The organism is Rhizobium sp. BK049, assembly GCF_014193135.1.
Classification (GTDB): domain Bacteria; phylum Pseudomonadota; class Alphaproteobacteria; order Rhizobiales; family Rhizobiaceae; genus Rhizobium.
The window spans coordinates 120,029-142,798 of record NZ_JACHYV010000012.1; the positions used below are offsets into that span (position 1 = coordinate 120,029).

The window sequence follows — 22,770 nt, forward strand, 5'->3', positions numbered from 1 at the left end:
ACATGGCATACCGACAAAGCAAAGAAGAAAGCATCTGCCGCTCGAAGAGCCTCACCTTGAGGTGCCGACGGGCAAGGCGGCTGCTCCGTGCCGCCACCTATAACGGCAGCTGCCTGCCGGCCTGTTCGCTGACCATGTATTCGGCGTACCAGTCCGGCCAGTTCTCGTCGTGTTTGCCTCCATTGCGCTTCTCGTGTTCGCCGTGGGCCTCGGCGGCGCGGCGGAGGGCGGCGGCGAGGTCGCTCGATGTCGAGAAGGCGGTCTCATCGGCGTCGATGCGTCCCGGCAGGCGTGTGGTGACTTCCTGGAACAGCCAGCCGTTGCCATCGGGATCCTTGAACGAGGCGAAGGAACGATAGCTGCGGTGGTCGGGGTCGCGGCCGGCGATGCGCAGGCGCCCGAAGAGATAGGGCTCGTCCTTGCCGGCGTAGACGCCTGAAGCATCGTGGAAGACCTCGCTCACCTCGACGCCGCGGGCGATGAGATCGCGCCTTGCGGCCTCGACGTCGGAGACGATGAGATAGAGGCCTTGGGCGGAGCCGGGAGCGGCGGCGGTGACATTCTTGCCGAAGATGATCGCGCAACCGGAGCCCGGTGGGGTGAACTGGATCACGCGGAAATCGGCATCATTGGCGAAATCGGCTTCTAGCCTCCAGCCAAGGCTCTCGTAAAAACGTTTGGCGCGGTCGACGTCGGAAACGGGAATGACGACCACTTCGAGCTTGGTGTCGCCCGGTCGTGTTTTCATGGATTCGGTTGGGGGTTCACTGCGCATTGCATTGCTCATCTTCAGCTCCCTTGAGGTTTGGACGCATTAAGAATGGCGATACATGTCAGGATCGAGTGGACCACAGCGCGGGTCGAGCGTCGAATCAATTCTTCAGTCGACATGAAGAAGACGGCGGGCCATCCCGCCGTCTGTTGCGCTAGCTTTTAAGCAGCAAGGGCGGCGCGCGTTTTGCCGATCATCAGAGCGGCGCGCGCAGCCTCACGGCCCTTCTCGACGAAATGAGCGCGGTAGATCTGCGTGTGATGCTCGGTTTCCTGATAGTGATGCGGTGTCAGTGAGACCGACAGCACCGGCACGCCGGTATCCATGCCGGCGCGCATTAGGCCATCGACCACGGCCTGGGCGACGAATTCGTGGCGGTAGATCCCGCCATCGACGACGAAGGCGGCGGCAATGACGGCGGCATAGCGCCCGCTCGCGGCAAGATCGCGCGACAGCAGCGGCATTTCGAAGGCGCCGGGGACGTCGAATACGTCGATCTGTTCGGCGGGAACAAGCTGTTGGAAACCTTCGAGCGCACGGTCGACGATATCGGCGTGCCAGCCGGCTTTGACGAAGGCATAACGGGTGGGTGTCATGGTAATCTCCTTTGGCGTACAGACACATCACCCAAGGCGATCACGAGCATCCGCAGCCAGCCCGGAGGGCAGCAGCAGCGCACGTTCTCTTTCATCCGGACTATGACCGTCGGCTCAGGCATCTCACCTGATCTGCTGACCCTTCCGAGGAAGGCGCTCGCGGGCTCGCAATCGAAACTGCATACCGCCGGTAGGGACTTTCACCCCGCCCTGAGAACGGCGCGGACAATAGGGCCAAGGCGGCGGGCTGGCAATAGGGAAGACGTTTTCGTCCGAAGGGCACGTGCCCCATCGCCCTTGCGCAGCGTGCGCATCCACCTACATGCTTCCGCTGAGGACATCCATGTCGAAAAAGCATGCTGCTCGGCCTCATTGAGGGGTAGAGCAGCAACCATGGGAGAGAGCGATGCCAGAATCTTTCGTCGTGCGCCGCGAGGCGCATCTTGCGGCGCCGCCGGCGGCGGTGTTTGCACTGATGACCGATCCGGAGAAGATCCTGCGCTGGATGGGGACGGAGGCCGAGGTCGAGCCGGAGCCGGGTGGGCTCTATCTCGTGAACGTCACCGGCGCCCGTTTTGCGCGCGGCTCCTTCCGCGAGGTGGTGCCGGTGCATCGGCTTGCCTACAGCTTCGGCTGGGATGGCAGCGAGGTGGTGCCGCCGGGATCGAGCCTGGTCGAGATCGATCTGATCGAGCAAGGAGGCGGAACGCTTTTGCGGCTCACCCATAGCGGTCTGCCGAGTGCGGAGCAATGCGCCGGTCATGAGGAGGGCTGGGCGCATTATCTCGGCCGGCTCACGGAAGTCGCGGCCGGGCGGGACCCGGGTCCAGATCCTTTTTACGGAAGGACATGAACGGTTTTCGGCAGGCGACAGGATGCTCCCCAAGCGCTTGACCCTACGGGAAGAACGGTCCGCTGCGGTCAAAAAAAGTGCTGCTTTATCGTCCGCAAACATGAACGCGCAGTTCATCTCCAGTTCAATTTGGCGGTCCTAAGGTGATTGCGGCTGGATGAAATGGAGTTTTCGATGAAGGCACTTTCTATCGCGGCTGCCTTGCTCGCTGGCAGCCTCTCGATTGGCACAGCTCAGGCGATGCCGATCGGGGCAATCAAGGTTGAGAGCACTGTCACAAAGGTCGACTACGCCTGTGGTCGCGGCTGGCATCTGACCCGCTGGGGCGAATGCCGGCGCAACTGGCGCCGCCCGCCGCCTGTAGCTTTCTATGGCGGTCCGCCCCGCTGGGGCTGGGAGCGGCGTCATCGCGATTGGGATGGCCCGCGCTGGCGCTATGAGGGGCGCTGGGACCGCGAACGCCGCTGGCGCGATGACTACTAAAACTTTTGACAGAGGGAGACGAACGAGGGCCGGTGCGATGTTTCGCCCGGCCTTTATCAGCTGAAATAACGCTGCGCTCAGATGCGGCTGACGAGCCAGTGCTTTCCGTCGATCAGCTCTTCGAGCTCGGCCGGATCCTTGACACCGAACTCGAACCATTCGACGAGTTCCTTCGCCTTCCCTTTGCTTTCTTCGGCTGTAAACTCGATCCCATAACGCGCGCACCAGCGCCGAAGGATCGACGTCAGCAGGGTCATGTCATTCCCGTCCAGCGGGTCTTTCGGCCAGTATGTCGTGCCCATAGCAACCCCTCAATCGCTAATGACAAGTTCGCACATAAACGAACGAATGTCGCGCAATTTAAAGGTGTTTATTGGGTTGTTTTCCACCATGATGAATGGTTTTCCACAGTGTTGTTGGGAGGTGGGGTTGACAGGGTTGCGGAGGGACTCGGCGGGGGCAAGTGCCGATAGGAAATCCACAGGTGTCCTGAGTGGGCCGATGAAGTCAGTCATGCTCTGCATCTGGCCAGGGCAATCATTAACAGAAAACCTTTATTTACATTTTCTTAATTGGATCGCCGCAGATCCTCGGCACAAGTCCTACGATGTCGTTGCGCATTTTTGGTTGCCAACAGGCGAATACCGGAGACCTCCTGAGATGCCGCAGGAGTCTCCGTGGGGCTGATGTCGCGGGGTTGCCCCCGTCCTGTTGCAATGCCAATGTTAACCCATGGATCTGCCTTCCTCCATTGCCTGGCTGATTGACGAGGCTGCGGCTTCGCCCGGCCCCGAACGGTTTCTGGCCGAGCTCGGGCGCCGGCTGCTGGCCGACGGCCTGGAGCTTTCCGGCGGCGCGCTGACACTTTCGGTGCCGCATCCGATCATAGCGCGGCGTAGCTGGCTGTGGCGGGCGGAAACCGGAGCCGTCATCGAGGCGCTGGGGTTTGCCGCCGCACCGCAAAGCGATGCCGGGCGCGAATGGCTAGCCGGGCTCGGGCCGGTTTGGGAGGAGAGGATTGGAGCTTCGCGGGACGGCGCCGTGCTCGGCTGGGCGGGCATCGGCAAGGGGGCAGGGGCGGACGAATTTTCTCCTGATGAAGCCGCGCGGCTGCAGGACGTCGCGCGTTTTGCTGCGGCGCCACTCGCAGTCCTTGCTGCGCGGGAAGCGCAGGCGGCGCTGCTGGAAGCCTACCTCGGCCGGCGCAGTGCGGCTCGCGTTCAGGCGGGTGCGCTTGCCCGGGGCACCGGCGAAACCATTCGCGCCGCTCTTCTCTGCGCCGATTTGCGGGATTTCACCGCGCTTTCCCAAGTGACGGAGCCGCAGGCGATGATATCCGCGCTCGACGCTTATTTCGACCGCGTCGCCGGCGCCGTGCATGCCTTCGGCGGCGAGGTGCTGAAATTCATCGGCGACGGCGTGCTGGCGATCTTTCCCGTCACTGCTGCTTCCGGCAACGGGGCCGGAGCTGATCGAGAGGCCTGTGAGGCGGCGCTTCGGGCTGTAGCCGCCTGCCGCGCCGGCATGGTTCATCTCGATCGGATGCGTGAGGCTGAGGGGCTGGCGCCGCTGCCCTTCGGGGCCGCCCTGCATTTCGGCGAAATCCTCTGGGGCAATATCGGCGCCGCCGACAGGCTTGACTTCACCGCCATCGGCCCGGCGGTCAATCTGGTCAGCCGGCTGGAAGGGCTCTGCAAGCCGCTCGGCCACAGCGTGCTGATCTCAGGCGCCGTGGCGGCGAATACCCAGGCTGCGCTGACGCCGCTCGGCGAGCACGCCCTGCGCGGCATCGCCGAGCCGTGCGCCGTCTTCACTTTGGCTGAGGATTGAGCCTGAGATGGGAACTGACCGCTTGTGCAGGCAGTGCCGTCCCTTCCCAGAAACAGCGCAAAAGAATCATGATTGTTAAACTCCGCTTTTTTGGCTAAAGCCTCTGCCGGTCAGAGGGGAGTTTTCAGATATGACTCGATACGCACATAAATTTTTCTCGGCCCTCGGACTGTCCGCAATGCTCGTGGCAGGGGCCGCGCCGGCCGACGACGGCAAGAAAGTCTCGGTCGTCGACGATCGTGGCGTCACCGTCGAAGTTCCGGCACAGCCGAAGCGCCTTGCCTCGATTTCCTATTTCGCAGATGACGTCGCGCTGGCACTCGGCATCAAGCCGGTCGCCAGCACCTATATGACGAAAGGCCGCGAGCCCGAATTCCTGCTGGGCCTGACTTCCGGAATGAAGCAGATCGGCCAGCGCGCTAAGCCCAATCTGGAACTTCTCTCCGAAGCCAAGCCGGATCTGATCGTCGCGATCCGCCGCTATACGGTCGGCAATGCGGCGCAGCTTCAAAACATCGCGCCCTACGTCGCCTATAATATGGAACTGCTCGAAGAGAGCTACAGCGAGACCGCCGCCCTTTCCAAGCTGCTCGGCCAGCCCGAACGCGGCGAGCAGCTGAACGCCGAATTCCGCAAGCATCTTGCGGAATTTGCCGCCAAGGCGCCGAAGGGCGTTCACCCGCGCTTCCTGATCATGTGGGGCGGCGCGACACCCTTCGCCTTCCACACGGAAAATACCTCGGCCTCGATCGTCGCCGCGATCGGCGGCGACAATGTTCCGGGGCCGAAAAATCCGGGCGGCGAGTTCGGCATCGACCTCAGCCTCGAAACCATGCTCGAGAAGGATCCGGAGGTCATCTTCGTCTATGATTCGGGCCCGGATCGCCCGCATGAGAGCAACCCGATCTGGTCGCAGCTGTCGGCAGTCAAGAACAACCGCGTCTTCTACGTCGGCGACCAGTGGGTCGAGACCAACGGCCCGATCGCCCGCGAAATCGTGCTGCGCGAGGCTGCGCACTACCTCTACCCCGACACGTTCCCGGCTGTCGATGTCAAGGCCGAGGCTGCCAAGCTGATCCCGGCCGAACTGCAGAACTAAGTTCAAGGAAAAGGCCTGCGATGAGCCCCCGGCAATCATTCCTGGCCATAGGGCTCATTGTCGCCGCCGCGATGCTGGCGACGATGCTCGGCTTGCTGGTTGGCGCCAAGACGCTTTCGGTCGAGACAGCGCTGCGCGTGCTTCTGGCGCCCGACGGCAAGCTCGAATCTGTCCTCGTCTGGACGCTGCGGCTGCCGCGCAGCCTGGCGGCGGCCGCCGGCGGGGCGGGCCTTGCCGTTTCCGGCTACTTGCTGCAGACGCTGACGCGCAATCCGCTGGCCGATCCGGGCATTACCGGCGTGACATCCGGGGCGGTCGCGCCGATCGTCTGCTGCTTCGTTTTTCTGCCCTGGCTTTCACCTGCCTATTATCCCTTCATCGGCCTTGCCGGCGGGGTCTTGGCTGCCTCGGTGACATTCTGGGTTTCGCGCGGCGGGCAGGGGCGGCCGCTGCAGCTTGCGCTCGGCGGCGTCAGCGTCTCGCTGTTCTTAAGCGCGATCACCACCTATGTGCTGCTCTTGACAGGGCCGCAATCGGCATCGCTGCTCTTCTGGCTTGCCGGCGGCTTCCAGGGGCGCAGCTGGTCACATGTCCTCTATATGCTGCCCTGGACGTTCGCCGGGGTTGCCGGGACGCTCCTTCTGCGGCGGGTCATCGGCATGTTCATGCTGAGCGATCATGCGGCGGCCGGCATGGGCCTGCAGCTCGGCCTGTGGAAGCCGCTCGTTCTCATCCTTGCCGTCATTCCGGTCGCGGGCGTTGCGCCCGTCGCCGGGCCGGTCGCCTTCGTCGGTCTTGCCGCTCCCCACATCGCCCGGCTGCTGAAACCCCGCGGCACGGGTTGGGAGATCGGGTTGAGCGCTTCGCTCGGCGCGCTGATCGTGACGGTCGCCGATGTTTTCGCGCGCAGCATCGCCATCCCGCGTGAACTGCCCGTCGGCATCGTCACCGCAATGCTTGGCGGCCCGATCTTCATCTATCTCGTCCAGCGCGGGCGGCTGAGCCTTGCCGGTGAGACGCCATGAGCGCGCCGGCATCGATATTGGCCGGTCAGGCAAGCTTCGGCATGACAGCTGCGCTCGCCGTATTAACGGTCCTCTCAATTGCGGCGGCGATCTTTCTCGGCGTCGCCGACATTCCCATGGGAGACGTCGCGGCCGTTCTGAGCGGCGGCGGCTCGGCGGAGGCGCGGCTGATCATTCTGGATATCCGGCTGCCGCGCATCGCCACCGGCATCCTAGCCGGCATTCATTTTTCGCTGGCGGGATATCTCTTGCAGACCATCACCCGCAATCCGCTTGCCGATCCCTCGCTGATGGGCGTGTCGCAGGGAGCGACACTGTCGGTAACGATCTTTCTGCTGTTTACCGTCTATATTTTCGAGCCCGGCTCGAACACGCTGGCCGAACTGCCGGTCGCATGGCTGCCGGCGGCAGGGCTTGCCGGCGGCCTACTCGCCGGCGGCGTCATCTATCTGCTCGCCTTCCGCCTCGGCCTCAGCGCGCTACGCATCACGCTCTGCGGCGTGGCGGTCGGCGCGGTGCTGCATGCGGTGGCGATCGGCCTCATCGCCGGATGGGGATCGGCCCGCATCGAGATCATTCTCGAATGGCTGTCCGGCAGCCTTTACGCCCGCAGTTGGGATCATGCGCTCTTCCTGCTGCCCTTCACCATCGCCGGCCTCGCCATGCTGCCGGTGATCTACCGGCCGTTGATGCTGCTGCAGTTCGATGCGCCCGTCGCCCGGTCCTTCGGGCTCGGTTATCGCAGGCAGTTCTCGATCGTGCTGGTCGTCTCCTGCGCGCTTGCGGCAAGTGCCGTCGGCGCGGTCGGGCCGATCGTCTTCGTCGGCCTCATCGTGCCCCATCTCGCTCGCTTCCTGGCCGGGCGGAATTTTAGGCTGTCGCTGGCGCTGACGATCGTGCTCGGCGCCGTCGTCGTCGCGCTCGGTGATCTCATTGGCCGGCTACTCGGCCATGCCGAGGAAATCCCGATCGGCGTGGTCACGGCCGTTTTCGGCGTGCCGCTTCTGCTGGCGCTGCTGCGCAAAACCATGTGAGGCCGAAATGCCATTGTCCTGTTCCGACCTCTCGGTGATGTACAACAAGCGCAAAGCTCTCGACAGCTTCAGCCTTTCGCTCGAAAAGGGGGAGATCCGGGCGCTGATCGGGCCGAACGGCTCTGGCAAGAGCACGGCGTTGCATGCGCTGGCCGGCCTCATCCGGCCGGCGGAGGGCAGGGCGTCGCTCGACGGCGTTGCCGTCGCTTCCATGTCGCGCCGGATGCTGGCGAAGAAGCTTGCTTTCCTGCCGCAGCAGCCGACGGCGCCCGACGAGATGACCGTCGCCCAGCTCGTGCGCCAGGGCCGCTATCCCCATGTCGGTCTGTTCCGCTATTACGACAGCCGCGACGAAGAGGCGATCGAATGGGCGCTCGAAAGCACCGGCCTGTCTGATTTAGCCGATCGCAGCCTGCGCGAATTGTCCGGCGGGGAGCGACAGAGGGCGTGGATTTCGGCCGCTCTCGCCCAGGAGGCGGAGATCCTGCTACTCGACGAGCCGACCTCCTTCCTCGATATCGGCTATCAGGTCGAAGTGCTCGATCTCGTACATCGGCTGAGCCGCGAAAAGGGCGTCACCGTGGTCATGGCGATCCACGACATAAACCAGGCGATCGCCGTCAGCGACCGCATCTCGCTGCTCGAAAAGGGGCAGCTCAGGTTCGACGGCGCGCCGCGCGAGCTTGCGGAGTGCGGCCTCGTCCAGGAAATCTTCCGCGTCAGGGGCCGTTTCGTCCAGCTCGCTCCGAATAGTCCGCCGCATTTCGATGTGGAGCTGATGAAACTTCAGCCAGCAGTGTTTAGCGCTTGACCAGCCGGAAGACGATTTTTGTTTGCGTGTAGTAATTCAGCGCATCGGCAAAGTCCGGCGTCCAGCCATCCGCGACGAAGGGAATGAATCCGTCATATTCAAGCTTGCGGGCAGAAACGTCGAAGCCTGCCCTTTCGAAGGCGCGGCCGTAATCGGTGATCGACCGATCCTGAACGACGGTATTGGTGCGGTTGGCGACGAGCTCGCGCCATTTCGGCCAGAGCGGATTGTCCGTGTGGCAGCCGGTCACCGCATAATAGACGCCGCCCGGCTTCAGTGCCCGGCGAATATCGGCAGCGTGCGCGTCGATGTCGGGGACGAGGTAAATGACCTCGTGGCTGAGGGCGAGATCGAATTCGTCGCTCCAGCCCTCCAGCCTGCCGCCGACCTGATGCCGGATCGGCAGATTGCCTGTCAGCGTCTCAGCCTTGGCAATAGAAGTTTCGGCGATGTCGATACCCAGCGCCTTGCGGAATGGGCGGATCGCATAGAGATGCCGCAACAGGCCGCCCTGGTTGCAGCCGAAATCGAGCACGCTCTTTTCGGAAAGGTCCCGCTCGAGCATGAGATCGATCAGGTGGCGCCAGATCGGAGCATGCCCATCGGCCATCCTGTCTTCGGCATGGGGGTCGATATACCACGTGCCGATGTTTTTCTGCGCTTCCTCAGCCATCCCTTGCCCCTTGTTCATGCGGATCGTGGCGATGCTCTTAGGGCGCGTGATGATGCTTGACTAGGGCCGAAGCCGGTTTTCAAGCGCCTTTCGGAGGTGGATAGTTTTGCAACGGATTATTTGCAAAGATATGTTTGCAATTATATGATGGGTCATGAAAGAGCAGAAGTCCGAACCCGCCGCCGATGCTGTTGCCTCGCGCACCGTCAGCCGTGTCGTGCCCGAACCGACCGCGCTGAAGGCGCTGGCGCATCCGGTTCGGCTGCGCATGCTCGGCATGCTGAGGATCGACGGTCCCGCCACGGCGACGCAGCTCGCCGTTCGGCTAGGCCTGAACAGCGGCGCGACCAGCTATCACCTGCGCCAGCTCGCCCAATACGGTTTCATCGAGGAAGCGCCGCATGTCTCGCGGCGCGACCGCTGGTGGCGTGCCCGCCACGAACTGACCTCGGTTCCCCCGAGCGAATCCGAAGGCGAGGCGCTCGATCTCGACATGGCCTTCAACCAGGCGGCTCTCTCGCTGCAGGTCGGCCAGATGCAGCAGGCGCTGGAGGAATATGCCGAGCTGCCGGCGGAATGGCGCAGGGCGACAACGGCCGACGACATCATCATCCCGATGACGGCGGAACAAGCCGAGGCCCTGACGAAGCGGCTGACAGGCATCATCCTTGAAGCGATGCGGGCCGCCCCGCCGCTGGGGGAGGCGGCGTCCCGGAATCCTGGCATGGTTCCTTTCTATGTCATGCTGCACGCCTTCCCCTATCCGGGCCGGCTGCCGCACCGCGAGTGGGAGGACGAGCGGTGAGAGAAGGCAGGCCATTCCTGGCGCTTGCCGCCGCAGAGACACTTTCACTTTCTGGCACCCGGCTATCGACCATCGCCATCCCCTGGCTCGTGCTGAGCGCCACAGGCAGCCCGGTGCTGACCGGGCTGACGGCGATGATGGAGATGCTGCCTTATGTGCTCGCCAAGGCGCTCGGCGGGCCGCTGATCGACCGCATCGGCGCCAAGCGCATCGCGATCATCTGCGACACGGCCTCCGTGATCACGGTAGGGCTGGTGCCGCTTCTCGATCTCTTCGCTGTGCTGACCGTGCCGGTGCTGCTGCCCCTCGTCTTTGCCATGGGTGTGCTGCGCGGGCCTTCCGATGCCGCCAAGCAGGCCATGGTTCCCGATATCGCGACCCTCGCCGAAGTGCCGCTCGAACGGGTGACCGGCGTCTCCAGCGCCATCGAGCGGCTGGCCTCGACGGTGGGTGCGGCCGGCGCGGGCGCGCTGATCGGACTGATCGGCCCGGGTCAGGCGCTCCTCGTCAACGCCGCCACCTTCGCTGCGGCTGCCTTGGTCGTTGCATCAGGCATACCCGGCACCCGCCGCGTTCCCAAGATCCCCGCCGCGCCCGACTCGCGGCCTGGCAGAACGTCGTCCTATCTCGACGATCTTCGGGCAGGCTGGCGTTTTCTGCGCAGCGACGCCGTGCTCGTCAGCATTGTCACCATGGTGGCGATCACCAATCTGCTCGATCAGGCCTATCACGCCGTGCTGCTGCCCGTCTGGACGAAGAATGCCGGGCATGGGCCGGAGCTGCTCGGAGCGATGTTCGCCGCCTTCTCCGGCGCTTCCATCGCGGGCGCGGTGATTGCCGCTGTTATCGGCGAGCGCATGCCGCGTCTGATCGTCTATACCGTGGCCTTCCTCCTGACCGGATTTCCGCGCTTCCTGGTGCTCGCGGTGGATGCGCCGCTCGGCTCCGTGTTTGCAACACTCGCAATCGCAGGCTTTGCCTCCGGTTTCCTCAACCCGATCCTGTCGGCGGTGATCTTCGAGCGGATCCCCAAACCGCTGTCCGGGCGCGTCACCGCGATGAACACCGCCCTGTGCTTTGCCCTCATTCCCTTCGGCGGCCTCGTCGGTGGCGCGCTGATCAGCACAATCGGGCTTGGCGCGGCGCTGCTTCTCTGCGGCCTCGCTTACCTCGCCGCCACCCTCTCTCCGCTGGCGCTCAAGAGCTTTCGCGGTTTTGACAAGGCGGTGGCATCAGCGCCGCGCGGGCCTAGCCTTGACCTCCGAATTCCTCGATCAACAGATCGATGAAGCAGCGGACGCGCGGCTCCAACACGCCTTTGTCGGAATAATGCGCCAAGATTTTGGTGTCGTCGGTTTCTAGATCAGGGAGGACTTGCCGGAGACGGCCGGCGGTCAAATCGGCGGCAATGATGAAGTTCGGCAGGAGAGCGATCCCGAAGCCGGCCAGGGCAGCGTCGTGGAGGGCTTCACCGCTGTCGAGCCTCAGGCGGCTGCGCCCCTGCGCCTTGATCCAGCCGCCACCGCTGCGAAAGCGCCAGCCCTGCCTTTGGCCGCGGCTGGTGACGAACAGGCAGTCATGGGCGGCCAGATCCGCCATATCATTGGGGACGCCGCGTTCGGTGAGATAGGAGGGCGAGGCGCAGAGCAGCACCTTGTCACTCGCGATCACGCGCGTGATCAATCGGCTGTCGGCGGCCGACGACTTCGCGCCAATTCCGATCGCCAGATCGAAGCCATCCTCGACGATGTCGGCCGCGTGATCGGTGAAGCTCACTTCGACCTGCACGTCGGGCCACGTGCGAAGATATTTTTCGAGTAAAGGGAGCATGACCAGCGGCCCGAAGACATCGGGAACGGCAAGTCTGAGAACGCCTCGCGGCAAACCACTTCGCCCCGCAATGCTCGCCTCCGCCTCGTCGACCGATGCCAGGATCTGCAGCCCCTGGTCATAGAACACTCGTCCTTCATCAGTCAGGCTGAGTGTCCTCGTCGTACGGTTGAGCAGGCGCGCGCCGAGCCGCTCCTCGAGGCGGGTGACGGCCTTTCCCGCCGCCGAACGGGAGAGGCCCATGGCCTGCCCCCCGGCGATAAAGGTTCCGGCATCGACGACGGCCATGAAGATCAGGATGTCGTTCAGGTTCGTGCGCGGCATGAGGCAACTCGAGCGATTCGACTGCAGCCTTAAGTCGGTCGCGACGTGACCGATTCAAGGCTCGCATCATCAACGCCGACCGCGCCAGTTAGGTCCCGGGCGCATCGAAATGATGCCGGCCCAACGACAGCTGCCGTTTCGCATTACCACAGCGCATATCGAAGGCTCGCGCCAACCCTCGCCGTCAGCGCCAGCCGAGTGCCGGAGCGACGTGAGCGAGGATCGCCTCGATGACGTGGGCGTTGTAGTCGACGCCGAGCTGGTTGGGCACGGTGAGGAGCAGCGTGTCGGCCTCAGCAATCGCCTCGTCTTCCGCAAGCTGCTTGACGAGCACGTCAGGTTCGGCAGCGTAGCTGCGACCGAAGATCGCCCGCGTCTTCTCGTCGATGAAGCCGATCTTGTCGCTTTCGTCGTTGCCGTAGCCGAAATAGGCGCGGTCTCGGTCGTCGACCAGCGCGAAAATGCTGCGGCTGACCGAAACGCGCGGCTGGCGCGTGTGGCCGGCTTCCTTCCAGGCTTGACGATAGGCGCGGATCTGGCTGGCCTGCTGGACGTGGAATGGCTCACCGGTCTCGTCGTCCTTCAGCGTCGAGCTCTGCAGGTTCATGCCCAGCTTGGCCGCCCAGACGGCGGTGGCGTTGGAGCTTGCGCCCCACCAGATACGCTCGCGCAAGCCTTCCGAATGCGGCTCGAGGCGCAGCAGGCCCGGCGGGTTTGGAAACATCGGCCGCGGGTTCGGTTTGGCGAAGCCTTCGCCGCGCAGCACTTCGAGGAAGACTTCGGCATGATGCCTGGCCATGTCGGCCTCGCTCTGACCTTCCGGCGGCGCATAGCCAAAATGGCGCCAGCCGTCGATCACCTGCTCGGGCGAGCCGCGGCTGATGCCGAGTTGCAGCCGCCCGCCGGCGATAAGATCGGCAGCACCGGCATCCTCGGCCATGTAAAGCGGGTTCTCATAGCGCATGTCGATAACCGCCGTGCCGATCTCGATCCGGCTGGTCTTGGCGCCGGCGGCGGCAAGCAGCGGAAAGGGCGCGGCGAGCTGCCGGGCGAAATGGTGCACGCGGAAATAAGCCCCATCGGCGCCGAGCTCCTCGGCCGCAACGGCAAGGTCGATCGACTGCAGCAGCGCATCACCTGCCGAGCGCGTCTGCGATTGGGGCGAGGGCGTCCAGTGCCCGAACGAGAGAAAACCGATCTTCTTCATGGCGCGCCTTTTATCCGTTGCATCTCTTGGTGGATTGGTCATCGCATAGTTTCGGTGCGCAAGACAATCGTAACCGGATGGAACGCTGCGCTTGGCCGGCGACTCTTGCAGAAGCGGGATGCGAGACAATGCTCGCAAATATCGGGAAACGAGTCGCTTTTCCGGGGCCGAGTATGCAGGCAGCGGTCGTCATTCGGGAACTCCGCTTTCACGGAGGTGTTTGATGGATGCGCGCTGTGGCGCCGGCGCTTTCCCCAGGCAGAGAGGCGGAACGATGTCTATCAATCTCGAAAATGCAGTGGTCGTCATTACGGGAGCATCGAGCGGCATCGGTCAGGCCACTGCCGAGGCATTCGCTCGGCGCGGAAGCAGGCTGGTGCTGGCGGCCCGCAACGGCGAGGCCTTGGAAAAGGTTGCCGAGACGTGCCGGGGTCTGGGTGCGGAGGCGATTTCCGTTGTTACCGACGTTACCGAGCCTGCTGCCGTGCGGTCGCTGGCCGACAGGGCAAAGGCTCTCGGCGATATCGACGTCTGGGTGAGCAATGTCGGCGTCGGCGCGGTCGGTCGGTTCGAGGAAACGCCGATCGAGGCGCATGAGCAGATCATCCGCACCAATCTGATCGGCCACATGAACGATGCCCATGCGGTGCTGCCGATCTTCTTGAAGCAGGACAGGGGCGTCTTTATCAACATGATTTCGCTCGGCGGCTTTGCGGCGGCACCTTTCGCGGCCGCCTATAGCGCCAGCAAATTCGGCCTGCGCGGCTTCTCCGAGGCGCTGCGGGCGGAGGTCGCCGACAAGCCGCGCATTCATGTCTGCGACGTCTATCCCGCCTTCGTCGATACGCCTGGCCTCAGGCACGGCGCCAATTATGTCGGCCGCCAGGTTTCCGCGCCGCCGCCGGTGCTCGATGCGCGCCGGGTCGCCGAGGCGATCGTCGGCGTCGCCAGATCGCCACGCGCAACCACCACCGTCGGCGTGGTCACAACTGCGACGCGGCTCGCCCATCTGCTGGCGCCTAATCTCGCCGCCAGGACGCTCGGCCGGCTGATGGCTGCCTATTTCAAGCGGGCGCCGCGCGCCGTCGAAAGCGACGGCAATCTCTACCGGCCCTCCACCGATACCGCCCGCATTGACGGCGGACTGCGATCGCCGCGCCGATATTCGGCGCCGCTCCTCCTCGGCCTTGTCGCTGTCGCCGTGCTGGCGCTTGCGGCTGCTGGGCCGAGGACGTACCCGCGCCGGCGGCTGGCCTTGGGCAGTCGGCACAGGTTTTGGTAGACAGGTTAGATGGCGTGGGTGCTTGCCCACGCCATAAACGGACTTGTGAGGGCTGAACCATCATCTGCGGCCCAGCCTTTGACTGCCGGCGAGCCTTAGCCACGGAGCCAGATGAAAGCCGCTCATCAGCAGGTACATCGGCACCATCCCGCCGATCGGGAGGGCATCCGGCGTGGTCATGCAGATCATGTCGGGGCTGCCGGTTGCGGCCGTCAGCAGTGCCATGATGGCAAATGTCGGGGCGGCGGCAAGCGAGAGGTAGTCGGAGGCAGCCAGCGCCATGACGGTCACTCCTTGCCGTAGCGGTCGTGGTGGCGCCACCAGATGCCGGTTTCGTTGCGGCCTTTGGGCGCGCGGTCGAGCCATTGGTACATGCCCCAGAGCCCGTCGAGTCCGCGCGCATAGCTGGAATAGCTGTGGTAGACGGCGCCGTCGATCAGTTCGAAGGCGCTGACGCCGGGACGGTCGCGGGTATAGGTGGAAACGTCGGTGCCGGTCATGGACGCGATCTGGACGATGGGCTCCTCGCTGCCGCGCGGCTGCCATTCCGGCACTGCCTTGCCCGCCGGCGCTTGAGGGGCGGGCGGTTCGCGGCGGTAGTTATATTCGATCTCGCCCCGGCGCTGCTGCTCCGGGCTGAACCAGACGCTGAAATCGGCATTGAAATCGCTGCCGGCCGACGAGGCCCACGGAAAGCTCCAGTCCATCCGCTGCCGGAACGCCAGAAGCTTTGCGAGCGGCGCGCGCGAGACGGCCCAGAAGGCGACATCGTGGTTTTCCAGATGGACGAAGAAGCCGTTGAAACCGTCGGCGATCGAGGAGCAGGAGGGGCATCCGGCGCTGTAATCCGGCCCGAACATGAAATGGTAGATCAGAAGCTGCGAGCGTCCGCCGAAAAGATCCTTCAGCGAGGCTTGCCCGCCTTCGGTGTCGAAGCGGTAGTCCTTGTCGATGCGAACACGGGGCAACTGCTGGCGTTTGGCCGCCAGTGCATCGCTTCGCCGCGTCAGTTCCTTTTCTTCCTCGAGCAGATCGAGTCTCGCGGCCAGCCATTGCTCGCGGGTTGCGTTGAGCACTGCCGTCATGGTCTTCTCCTTTGCCTGTCTCTCGTCGTAGCATCCGGCGCGGATTGCCTGCCGGTCGAGAGAAGATTACGGCCGGACGGGCGAATGGTGGAGTGACAAGTATGACGGGATTTAAATGGACTCGCTGATCACGGCCGCCGCACTGGCGCTGGCATCGGGCGACGCGCTCGGTGCCCTGAAACGGGTGGCGCTGCGCGACGATGCGCCTGCTTTGGCCCTGCGCGGCATCGCCATGGCACAGCTCGGCGATCTCGTCCGCGCCAAGGCGCTGTTGAAGAGCGCGGCGCGCGCCTTCGGGCCGCGCGAGGCGGTGGCCCGCGCCCGCTGCGTCGTCGCCGAGGCGGAGATCGCCCTCGTCTCGCGCGACCTCACCTGGCCGGTCAAGGCGCTGGAAGCGGCGCGCAAGGTTTTGGAAGCGCATGGCGACAGGGTCAATGCCGCTCATGCCGGCAATGTCGCCATACGCCGGCTGGTGCTGATCGGCAGGCTCGACGAGGCCGAGCAGGCGCTTGGCCGCCTCGACCCAATGCCCTTGCCGCCAAAGTTGCGGGCCGCCCACGAGTTGGTCGCATCGGGCATCGCGGTCCGGCGCCTGAAGACGCAGGCGGCGCGCGCCGCCATCGACCGGGCACGGCTTGCGGCGCGGCAGGCCGATATCCCCGCCCTATCGGCGGAGGTCGAAACCGCAGCCCATGTGCTCGATACGCCGGCCGCGCGGCTGATTTCACGCGGAGACGAGCGCCCGCTGCTGCTCGGGCAGGTGGAGGCGCTCTTTTCGAGCGGCGCGCTCGTCGTCGACGCCTGCCGCCATGTCGTGCGCGATGCCGGTGCTGTCGTGCCGCTGGCGAGCCGGCCGGTCCTGTTTGCGCTCGCCCGCATCCTGGCCGAGGCCTGGCCTGCGGATGTGGCGCGGGGCACGCTGATTGCGCGCGCCTTTCGCGGCAAACATGCCGATGAATCGCATCGTGCCCGGCTGCGCGTCGAGATCGGCCGGCTGCGTGCCGCGCTTGCCGGGCTGGCGGAAGTCTCGGCGACGAAACGCGGTTTTGCCATTTCGCCCGGCCGCGCCGGCGAGATTGCTGTGCTCGCACCCCTCATGGAAGGACCGCACGGAGCGGTGCTCGCCTTTCTGGCCGATGGCGAGGCGTGGTCGAGTTCGGCGCTTTCGATCGCGCTCGGCGCCAGCCCGCGGACCGTGCAGCGGGCGCTGGATTCGCTCGCCGGCGAGGGCAAGGCACAGGCGATCGGGCGCGGGCGGGCGCGCCGCTGGATGAGCCCGCCGCTCTCCTTTTTCCCGACGATCTTGTTACTCCCCGGGCCGTTGCCGAGCGACTAGTATGGGCAACTCACAAGGAGGAAGAGATGAAGACATCGGCTGCAACGATCCTGCGTGAATATGGACCCTTTCCGGATGCCGACCGCGTCAACGGCGTCACCTTCGACGGCAGGCATGTCTGGTTCGCCTCGGGCGATAGGCTGAACGAACTCGATCCCGACAGCGGCGAGGTGGTGCGTTCCATCGAGGTCGCCTCCCATGCCGGCACGGCCTTTGACGGGCAATTCCTTTATCAGATCGCCGAGACCGTCATTCACAAGGTCGATCCAAAGACCGGCCAGATCCTTTCCACCATTCCCGCGCCCGGCAATGGCGGCGATTCCGGCCTCGCCTGGGCCGAAGGCACGCTTTGGGTCGGCCAGCATCGCGGCCGCCGGATCCATCAGATCGATCCCGAGACCGGCAAGATCCTGCGCACCATCGAATCCAACCGCGTCGTCACAGGCGTCACCTGGGTCGATGGCCAGCTCTGGCACGGCACCTGGGAGGGCGACGACAGCGACGTCAGGCGCATCGATCCCGAGACGGGCGAAGTGCTGGAGCGGATCGACATGCCCGAGGGCACCGGCGTCTCGGGCCTCGAATCCGACGGCGCCGGCCGCTTCTTCTGCGGCGGAGGCGGCAGCGGCAAGATCCGCGCCATCAGCCGGCCGAAGGGCAAATAGCCGAAGGGGCCGATACGGCATATCTTTTCCAGCGACGGTCAGCTCGCGGACAATTCGGCTGCCAAGTCGGAAGTCCGCATCAAGCGTCACGTTGTCAGAATTTCGATCGGGTGAGCGATTGATTTCGCCACCCGACGATCTAGTTTCGCGGCAGTGTCAAGGCTTTGTCGGGGGAGAAGACTCTGAAACATCTGCGCACGACGCTCGGGCCCAAGAGCAAATCCGAACTTGGGATGATCCTCCCGCACGAGCACGTCTTCGTCGACCTCCGAACACCGGACCAGCCGGGTTATGCCGAGGCAGAGATCGAAGACGTTGTTCGGCTGATGGCCCCCGAAATCGAGAAGATCAAGAAGCTCGGGGTGACCGCACTTGTGGAATGCTCGACGGGCGGTGTCGGACGCCGTGCGGATATCGATCTTGCCGTGTCGCTCGCGACGGATTTTCCGATCGTCGTTCCCACTGGCAATTACCGCGAGCCCTGGATTCCCGAATGGGTCCGCCATGCTTCCGAGAAGGAGCTGGAGACGTGGATGCTGCGCGAACTGACGGATGGCATCGGCGAGACCGGGTTCCAGGCAGGCTGGATCAAGCTCAGCGCCGGCGATGACGGCATGACGGCGCTCGAGACGAAAATCCTGCGCGCAGCCGCGCGCGCTGCGGCGCAGACAGGTGCGGTCATCGGCAGCCATACGATCAGGGGACGGGTCGTCATGGATCAGCTCGACGTCATCGAGGCGGAAGGCTATCGGGCCGACAGGTTCATCTCGATCCACACGCAGGAAGAGAAGGACTTCGGCTATAATGTCGCCGTTGCCGAGCGAGGCGCCTGGATCGAATATGACCATGTCGGCCGCGCCGGGGACGACGAGGTGGCCGAGCTGGTGATCAAGGCGCTGGAGGCGGGCTGCGGCGACCGCCTGTTGTTGAGCCATGACCGGGGCTGGTTCGATCCGGCGCTGCCGATGGGCGGGACACCCAAGCCGTACACCCATCTTTCCACGGTCTTGCTGCCGGAGCTGAAACGGCGGGGCGTGGACGACGGGACTCTGATGCGCCTGACCCACGAGAATCCGTTCGAGGCTTTCGCCAGATAGGGGGAGTGGCAACGTCCACAAGCTCTCCTTGGAAGATAGCGAGACACCCGGACTGGAGCGCATAATTCACTCTCCGTCAACTTTTGCGTGTCAATTTTCAGGCAACGGGCACCATCAAAAGGTTGCGAGTATTGAAGGTCGGGCTTACATCGCACATCACGCTCGTTCTGGTGGCACTCACCTGCGCGGCGGCCGTGTTGCTGTGCGGATTTGCCTGGCTCGCCGCGGTGAAGGTCGATGATTTCTACCTGCGCCGGCAGGCCGATTTCGTCCGCCAGGGATTGGCAGAGCAGATCAACGCGCTTCCCCGGGAGCAGGAAAGCGTCGCCAAATGGGACGACGCCTTCCTTTATTCCAAGCAGCGGAACCATGAATGGTTGCTTGACAATGTCGGCCGCTGGACGAGCCAATATTTCGGACACGACAGAACCTATATCTTCGACGATAGCAATCGCCTGCTGTTTGCGTTTCGCGACGGGACGGACACCATGCCGCCGCGCCTCGGCAGCGACGACGGCGAGGAAATGACGGCCCTGGCCGGCGAGATGCGGGCGGCTCTCGTCGAGCGCAAAAGGACCGGTGACGAACCGCTTGGCCAGCTGGCCAGGGTACGCACGATCATGATCGGCAACAGACCGGCGATAACAAGCGCGCGCCCCATTCTGCCGAGTTCGACAAGGATGCAAATCGAGGCGGGTAAGGAATTCATCGCCGTCTCTGTCAAGTTCATCGACGGAAAAGCTGCTGAAAGCGTCGCCCATTATGCGCGGCTGGAAGGATTGCATTTTTCTCCTTCGAAGGGTGACGACGAGCGGGCGCAAGTGCCCGTCTTGTCCCATGACGGCGGGGTGGTCGGCTATCTCGTGTGGCAGCCGATCCGCCCAGGCTTCATGCTGCTTCAGCAGGTCGCGCCGGCGGGGCTCGGCTGTCTGGCCCTGCTGATCGCTGCGGTATTCTGGCTCGGACGGGGATTGCATCGCCCTTCGCTGACCCTGCTGGACAGTCAGGCCGAGCTCACCCACCACCGCAACCATCTGGAAGAGATGGTGGCGGACCGAACGGCCGAAATCGAAAGACAAAGGCAGGAGCTGGACCGCCTGCTGGTGCACGAACGCCAGGTGAATGCGCTGCAGCGCCAGTTCGTCGCCATGGCTTCGCACGAATTTCGAACGCCGCTTGCCATCATCGACGCGGCCGCCCAGCGGCTCTGCCGCTCGACGACCAACGTCAGCGGTGAGTATGTTCACGAAAAAGCCGGAGTGATCCGCAGCGCGGTGGTGCGCATGGTCGATCTCATGGAGAGCATCCTTGCCAGCGGCCGGCTCGAAACTGGACAGATCATACTGAAGCGGAGCGAGGGTGATCTGAAAGTCTTGCTCATCACCTGCTGCGATCGACAGCGCGAGCTTAGCCCTTCGCATGTCTTTCATCTCGATCTCGAGCTCATACCTGGCATATTGACCTTCGACCGAAGCGCGATGGAGCAGGTCTTCACCAATCTGATTTCGAACGCCGTCAAATATTCGCCCGATCAGCCTGATATTGATGTGCGCGCGCGGGTTGACGAGAAAATGGTGGAAATCACCATTACCGATAGCGGCATCGGCATGGACGCGGATGATCTGCCGAAACTGTTTCAACCTTATTATCGCGCCCGCAGCGCGACGGGCATTGCCGGAACCGGCCTTGGCCTCAACGTCGTCAAGCAGGTCGTCGAGCTCCACGGCGGCACCGTCGAGGTGACGAGCGAGCTTGGCAAGGGCACTACATTTGCCATTTCTCTGCCAATAGAATCTCTATTGTCGGATCAACAAGTCGCAGCTTAAGGAAGAGCTTATGGTTACAGTCCTGTGCATAGAAGACGAAGTCGAGATCCGGAATCTCCTCGTCGAAGAGTTGAACGAAGCTGGCTACAGGACGCTCGAGGCCTCGAACGGCGCCGAAGGCCTGGAAATGATCCTGTCGAAATGGCCGGATATCGTCATCAGCGACATTTCCATGCCTGTTATGGATGGGCATCAGCTTCTGGCGGAAATCCAGATCAATCATCCGGAGCTCTCCAACATTCCCTTCATCATGCTGACGGCGCTGACAGACCGGGAAAACACGCTCGCCGGCCTGCGGGCCGGGGCGGCGGATTATCTGACGAAGCCGCTCGACTTCGACCTGCTGCTTGCCAAGCTGGAGGGCTGCGTGACGCGGCTGGAGAACGATAAGGCGCTCAATCGGTCGTTTTGATGGGTGGGCGAGACCAGCGCGTCCGAAATCGTTGGCTGATTCTACCGGCGTGCTGTGTGGCACCCCCTCTGGCCTGCCGGCTATCTCCCCCACAAGGGTGGAGATCGGCAGGAGGCCTGACCTTCGCGCATCACTAACGTTGCGCAGTTTGCGGCGCTTATTGTTTGGGGAAGCCGGCGCTTCCAGCCAATCTCCCTCATTGTGGGAGAGATGGCCGGCAGGTCAGAGGGGAGTGTCCCACTGCATGACCTTTCGGTCGCTCTGATGTCCTCACCGTTTTTCCGAGGGATGTGTTGTAAGCTTTATCGTGCGGCCTTTCCCAACACGTCCCCCAACGCCGCAAACGCTCTCTCATCCAGCGTCTGCGACACATTGAACCGCATGAAATTCGTCGCCGATTGCGACAGGCTGAACGCATTGCCCGGCGCCAGCACGATCCGCTTTTGCAACGCCGCCCGCGCGACATCAGCTGCGTCGAGGCCGTCCGGCAGTCGGCACCAGAGGAACATGCCGGCCTGGGGCTCAAGCCAGGGTTTTATCCCCAAACTCTTTAGGCGCGCGGAGACTTCGCTCATGGCGCGCGCCAGCCGCTGCCTGAGCATTTCCATGTGTTTGCGGTAGCCGCCGTCGCTCAGGACGTTGAGCACCAGCTCGGCCATCATCCGGCCGCCGCCGAAGGAGGTGGCGATCTTGAGGTCGGTGAGGCCCTCGATCCATTCGGGCCTGGTGGCGATGAAGCCGCAGCGGGCGGAGGCCGAAAGCGTTTTGGAAAAGCTCCCGATCTGGATGACCCGCTCGAGCCCGTCGAAAGCGGCGAGGCGGGGCGCGGCCACATATTCGAAATCGGCGAAGATATCGTCCTCGACGATGGTGAGATCGAACTGGTCGGCGAATTTCAGGAGCCGGTGGGCCGTGACGGGAGAGAGTGTCGCGCCTGTGGGATTGTGGATGGCCGAATTGGTGATGTAGAGCCGGGGCCGATGTTCGGCGAGCGTCTGTGCGAAGAGTTCGAGATCGGGGCCTGACGGTGTATAGGGCACGCTGACGATCTTCGCCCGGTGGGCGCGCAGCAGTGCGTGAAAGTTGAAATAGCAGGGGTCGTCGACCAGCACCGTGTCGCCGGGTTCGAGCAGGAAACGGCAGAGAAGGTCGATGGCCTGCGTGCCGGACTCGGCGAGCAGGATCTGATCCGGCGAGGCCTCGATGCCACGCTCGCCCATGCGCCGCGAAATCAGCTGGCGCAGCGGCGGCAGACCGAGCGGCGAGCCGTAATCGGCAAGGGCCTTCCCCTCGGCGCGCGCAAGCGTTCTGAGCGCCCGGCGCACGCCCTCGCCGGGTAGCCAGGAGGGCGGCAGCCAGCCGCAGCCGGGCTTCAGATCGGCTTCATCCGCCTCCAGCGATTGCCGCGAAATCCAGAAGGGGTCGACGGCGCGGTCGAGCTTCGGTCCGGCCTCGGTCAGTGCGAAGGGGGCAGCCTGATTGGCGACATAGAAGCCGGAGCCCGGCCGGGACATGATCGCGCCCTCGGCGACCAGACGCTCATAGGCGTCGACGACGGTCGAAGTCGAGAGCTTCATGCTGGCTGCGAGGCCGCGCACCGAGGGCAGCCTTGCCCCCGGCGTCAGGCTGCGACCGGCAATGCGCTGCCGGATCGTCGTCATCACCATCTCGACGCGCGTGCGGCCCGTTATCTCTTCCTTCATCCGTACTGCCTTTTGAACCATA

General features: G+C 63.9%; 24 protein-coding genes, 1 pseudogene and 1 riboswitch. Of the genes and pseudogenes, 15 read left to right on the plus strand and 10 right to left on the minus strand.

All coding sequences use genetic code 11. The annotated features are described in order from the left end of the window. Positions 1–97 precede the first annotated feature (97 nt). Complete coding sequence (locus FHT70_RS14815) at positions 98–787, minus strand: VOC family protein (RefSeq protein ID WP_183702480.1); 690 nt, start codon at positions 785–787, stop codon at positions 98–100. 146 nt (positions 788–933) lie between these two features. After that, positions 934–1,368: a 6,7-dimethyl-8-ribityllumazine synthase gene (locus tag FHT70_RS14820; RefSeq protein ID WP_064694549.1), complete on the minus strand. Its 435-nt coding sequence runs from the start codon at positions 1,366–1,368 to the stop codon at positions 934–936. Between the two features lie 79 nt (positions 1,369–1,447). Continuing rightward, positions 1,448–1,590, minus strand: a riboswitch (FMN riboswitch). Positions 1,591–1,774: 184 nt separating this feature from the next. Here FHT70_RS14820 and FHT70_RS14825 point away from each other — a divergent pair. Then, positions 1,775–2,221 (plus strand): SRPBCC family protein, encoded by a 447-nt coding sequence (locus FHT70_RS14825; protein ID WP_097598074.1) that lies wholly within the window; start codon positions 1,775–1,777, stop codon positions 2,219–2,221. Positions 2,222–2,395: 174 nt separating this feature from the next. Further along, positions 2,396–2,704, plus strand: a complete 309-nt coding sequence (locus FHT70_RS14830) for a hypothetical protein (RefSeq protein ID WP_097598132.1) — start codon at positions 2,396–2,398, stop codon at positions 2,702–2,704. Between the two features lie 77 nt (positions 2,705–2,781). Here the strand turns inward: FHT70_RS14830 and FHT70_RS14835 are convergent, their stop codons facing one another. Both FHT70_RS14835 and FHT70_RS14840 read right to left on the minus strand, forming a co-directional pair. Continuing rightward, the gene (locus FHT70_RS14835) at positions 2,782–3,006 is read right to left on the minus strand and encodes a hypothetical protein (RefSeq protein WP_183702484.1); all 225 of its coding nucleotides are present in this window, start codon (positions 3,004–3,006) and stop codon (positions 2,782–2,784) included. 9 nt (positions 3,007–3,015) lie between these two features. After that, complete coding sequence (locus FHT70_RS14840; protein WP_183702487.1) at positions 3,016–3,219, minus strand: hypothetical protein; 204 nt, start codon at positions 3,217–3,219, stop codon at positions 3,016–3,018. A 217-nt stretch (positions 3,220–3,436) separates the two neighbouring features. Between FHT70_RS14840 and FHT70_RS14845 the strand changes: the two genes are divergently transcribed. From FHT70_RS14845 to FHT70_RS14865, 5 genes are all read left to right on the plus strand, one after another. Beyond that, complete coding sequence (locus FHT70_RS14845) at positions 3,437–4,534, plus strand: adenylate/guanylate cyclase domain-containing protein (protein ID WP_097598075.1); 1,098 nt, start codon at positions 3,437–3,439, stop codon at positions 4,532–4,534. Between the two features lie 130 nt (positions 4,535–4,664). After that, positions 4,665–5,633: an ABC transporter substrate-binding protein gene (locus FHT70_RS14850; protein ID WP_097598076.1), complete on the plus strand. Its 969-nt coding sequence runs from the start codon at positions 4,665–4,667 to the stop codon at positions 5,631–5,633. Positions 5,634–5,653: 20 nt separating this feature from the next. Further along, entirely contained in the window at positions 5,654–6,658 is a 1,005-nt protein-coding gene (locus FHT70_RS14855; RefSeq protein WP_097598077.1) for an iron ABC transporter permease, read from the plus strand. Then, the gene (locus FHT70_RS14860; RefSeq protein WP_097598078.1) at positions 6,655–7,692 is read left to right on the plus strand and encodes an iron ABC transporter permease; all 1,038 of its coding nucleotides are present in this window, start codon (positions 6,655–6,657) and stop codon (positions 7,690–7,692) included. The genes FHT70_RS14855 and FHT70_RS14860 overlap by 4 nt, the downstream gene beginning before the upstream one ends. A 7-nt stretch (positions 7,693–7,699) precedes the next feature. Then, complete coding sequence (locus tag FHT70_RS14865) at positions 7,700–8,503, plus strand: ABC transporter ATP-binding protein (RefSeq protein WP_183702490.1); 804 nt, start codon at positions 7,700–7,702, stop codon at positions 8,501–8,503. Here the strand turns inward: FHT70_RS14865 and FHT70_RS14870 are convergent. Next, positions 8,493–9,176, minus strand: coding sequence for a class I SAM-dependent methyltransferase (locus FHT70_RS14870; RefSeq protein WP_183702493.1), 684 nt, complete (start codon positions 9,174–9,176; stop codon positions 8,493–8,495). The genes FHT70_RS14865 and FHT70_RS14870 overlap by 11 nt on opposite strands. A gap of 154 nt (positions 9,177–9,330) precedes the next feature. Between FHT70_RS14870 and FHT70_RS14875 the strand changes: the two genes are divergently transcribed. Continuing rightward, on the plus strand, positions 9,331–9,981 hold the full coding sequence (locus FHT70_RS14875) for a helix-turn-helix domain-containing protein (protein ID WP_097598081.1): 651 nt from the start codon (positions 9,331–9,333) through the stop codon (positions 9,979–9,981). Continuing rightward, positions 9,978–11,270, plus strand: a complete 1,293-nt coding sequence (locus FHT70_RS14880; RefSeq protein WP_097598082.1) for an MFS transporter — start codon at positions 9,978–9,980, stop codon at positions 11,268–11,270. Before FHT70_RS14875 ends, FHT70_RS14880 begins: the two co-directional genes overlap by 4 nt. Here FHT70_RS14880 and FHT70_RS14885 read toward each other — a convergent pair. Together FHT70_RS14885 and FHT70_RS14890 are read right to left on the minus strand one after the other, a co-directional pair. Then, positions 11,230–12,135 (minus strand): LysR family transcriptional regulator, encoded by a 906-nt coding sequence (locus tag FHT70_RS14885; protein ID WP_183702496.1) that lies wholly within the window; start codon positions 12,133–12,135, stop codon positions 11,230–11,232. The genes FHT70_RS14880 and FHT70_RS14885 overlap by 41 nt on opposite strands. 184 nt (positions 12,136–12,319) lie before the next feature. Continuing rightward, positions 12,320–13,342: an LLM class flavin-dependent oxidoreductase gene (locus FHT70_RS14890; RefSeq protein WP_183702499.1), complete on the minus strand. Its 1,023-nt coding sequence runs from the start codon at positions 13,340–13,342 to the stop codon at positions 12,320–12,322. Positions 13,343–13,616: 274 nt separating this feature from the next. On the opposite strand from FHT70_RS14890, the gene FHT70_RS14895 reads away from it, so the two are divergent. After that, positions 13,617–14,624 carry an SDR family oxidoreductase gene (locus FHT70_RS14895; protein ID WP_097598133.1) on the plus strand — a complete coding sequence of 336 codons (1,008 nt, stop codon included), beginning with the start codon at positions 13,617–13,619 and terminating at the stop codon, positions 14,622–14,624. A 60-nt stretch (positions 14,625–14,684) separates the two neighbouring features. Here the strand turns inward: FHT70_RS14895 and FHT70_RS14900 are convergent. Continuing rightward, positions 14,685–14,891: pseudogene (locus FHT70_RS14900) on the minus strand (hypothetical protein); the annotation flags it as partial. Positions 14,892–14,911: 20 nt separating this feature from the next. Further along, a complete protein-coding gene (locus tag FHT70_RS14905; RefSeq protein ID WP_097598085.1) occupies positions 14,912–15,709 on the minus strand; it encodes a thioredoxin family protein in 798 nt (265 codons plus the stop codon). A gap of 115 nt (positions 15,710–15,824) precedes the next feature. Between FHT70_RS14905 and FHT70_RS14910 the strand changes: the two genes are divergently transcribed. The 5 genes from FHT70_RS14910 to FHT70_RS14930 all read left to right on the plus strand — a co-directional run bounded on the left by FHT70_RS14910 (position 15,825) and on the right by FHT70_RS14930 (position 21,045). Then, positions 15,825–17,045 (plus strand): helix-turn-helix domain-containing protein, encoded by a 1,221-nt coding sequence (locus tag FHT70_RS14910; protein ID WP_097598086.1) that lies wholly within the window; start codon positions 15,825–15,827, stop codon positions 17,043–17,045. Positions 17,046–17,071: 26 nt separating this feature from the next. Continuing rightward, complete coding sequence (locus tag FHT70_RS14915) at positions 17,072–17,710, plus strand: PQQ-binding-like beta-propeller repeat protein (RefSeq protein WP_097598087.1); 639 nt, start codon at positions 17,072–17,074, stop codon at positions 17,708–17,710. A gap of 182 nt (positions 17,711–17,892) precedes the next feature. Further along, on the plus strand, positions 17,893–18,807 hold the full coding sequence (locus FHT70_RS14920; protein WP_097598134.1) for an esterase: 915 nt from the start codon (positions 17,893–17,895) through the stop codon (positions 18,805–18,807). Between the two features lie 83 nt (positions 18,808–18,890). After that, complete coding sequence (locus FHT70_RS14925; protein ID WP_183702502.1) at positions 18,891–20,633, plus strand: ATP-binding protein; 1,743 nt, start codon at positions 18,891–18,893, stop codon at positions 20,631–20,633. Between the two features lie 10 nt (positions 20,634–20,643). Further along, positions 20,644–21,045, plus strand: coding sequence for a response regulator (locus tag FHT70_RS14930; RefSeq protein WP_085778621.1), 402 nt, complete (start codon positions 20,644–20,646; stop codon positions 21,043–21,045). Positions 21,046–21,347: 302 nt separating this feature from the next. Here FHT70_RS14930 and FHT70_RS14935 read toward each other — a convergent pair whose 3' ends face one another. Beyond that, positions 21,348–22,769: a PLP-dependent aminotransferase family protein gene (locus FHT70_RS14935; RefSeq protein WP_183702505.1), complete on the minus strand. Its 1,422-nt coding sequence runs from the start codon at positions 22,767–22,769 to the stop codon at positions 21,348–21,350. Position 22,770: the final 1 nt, after the last annotated feature.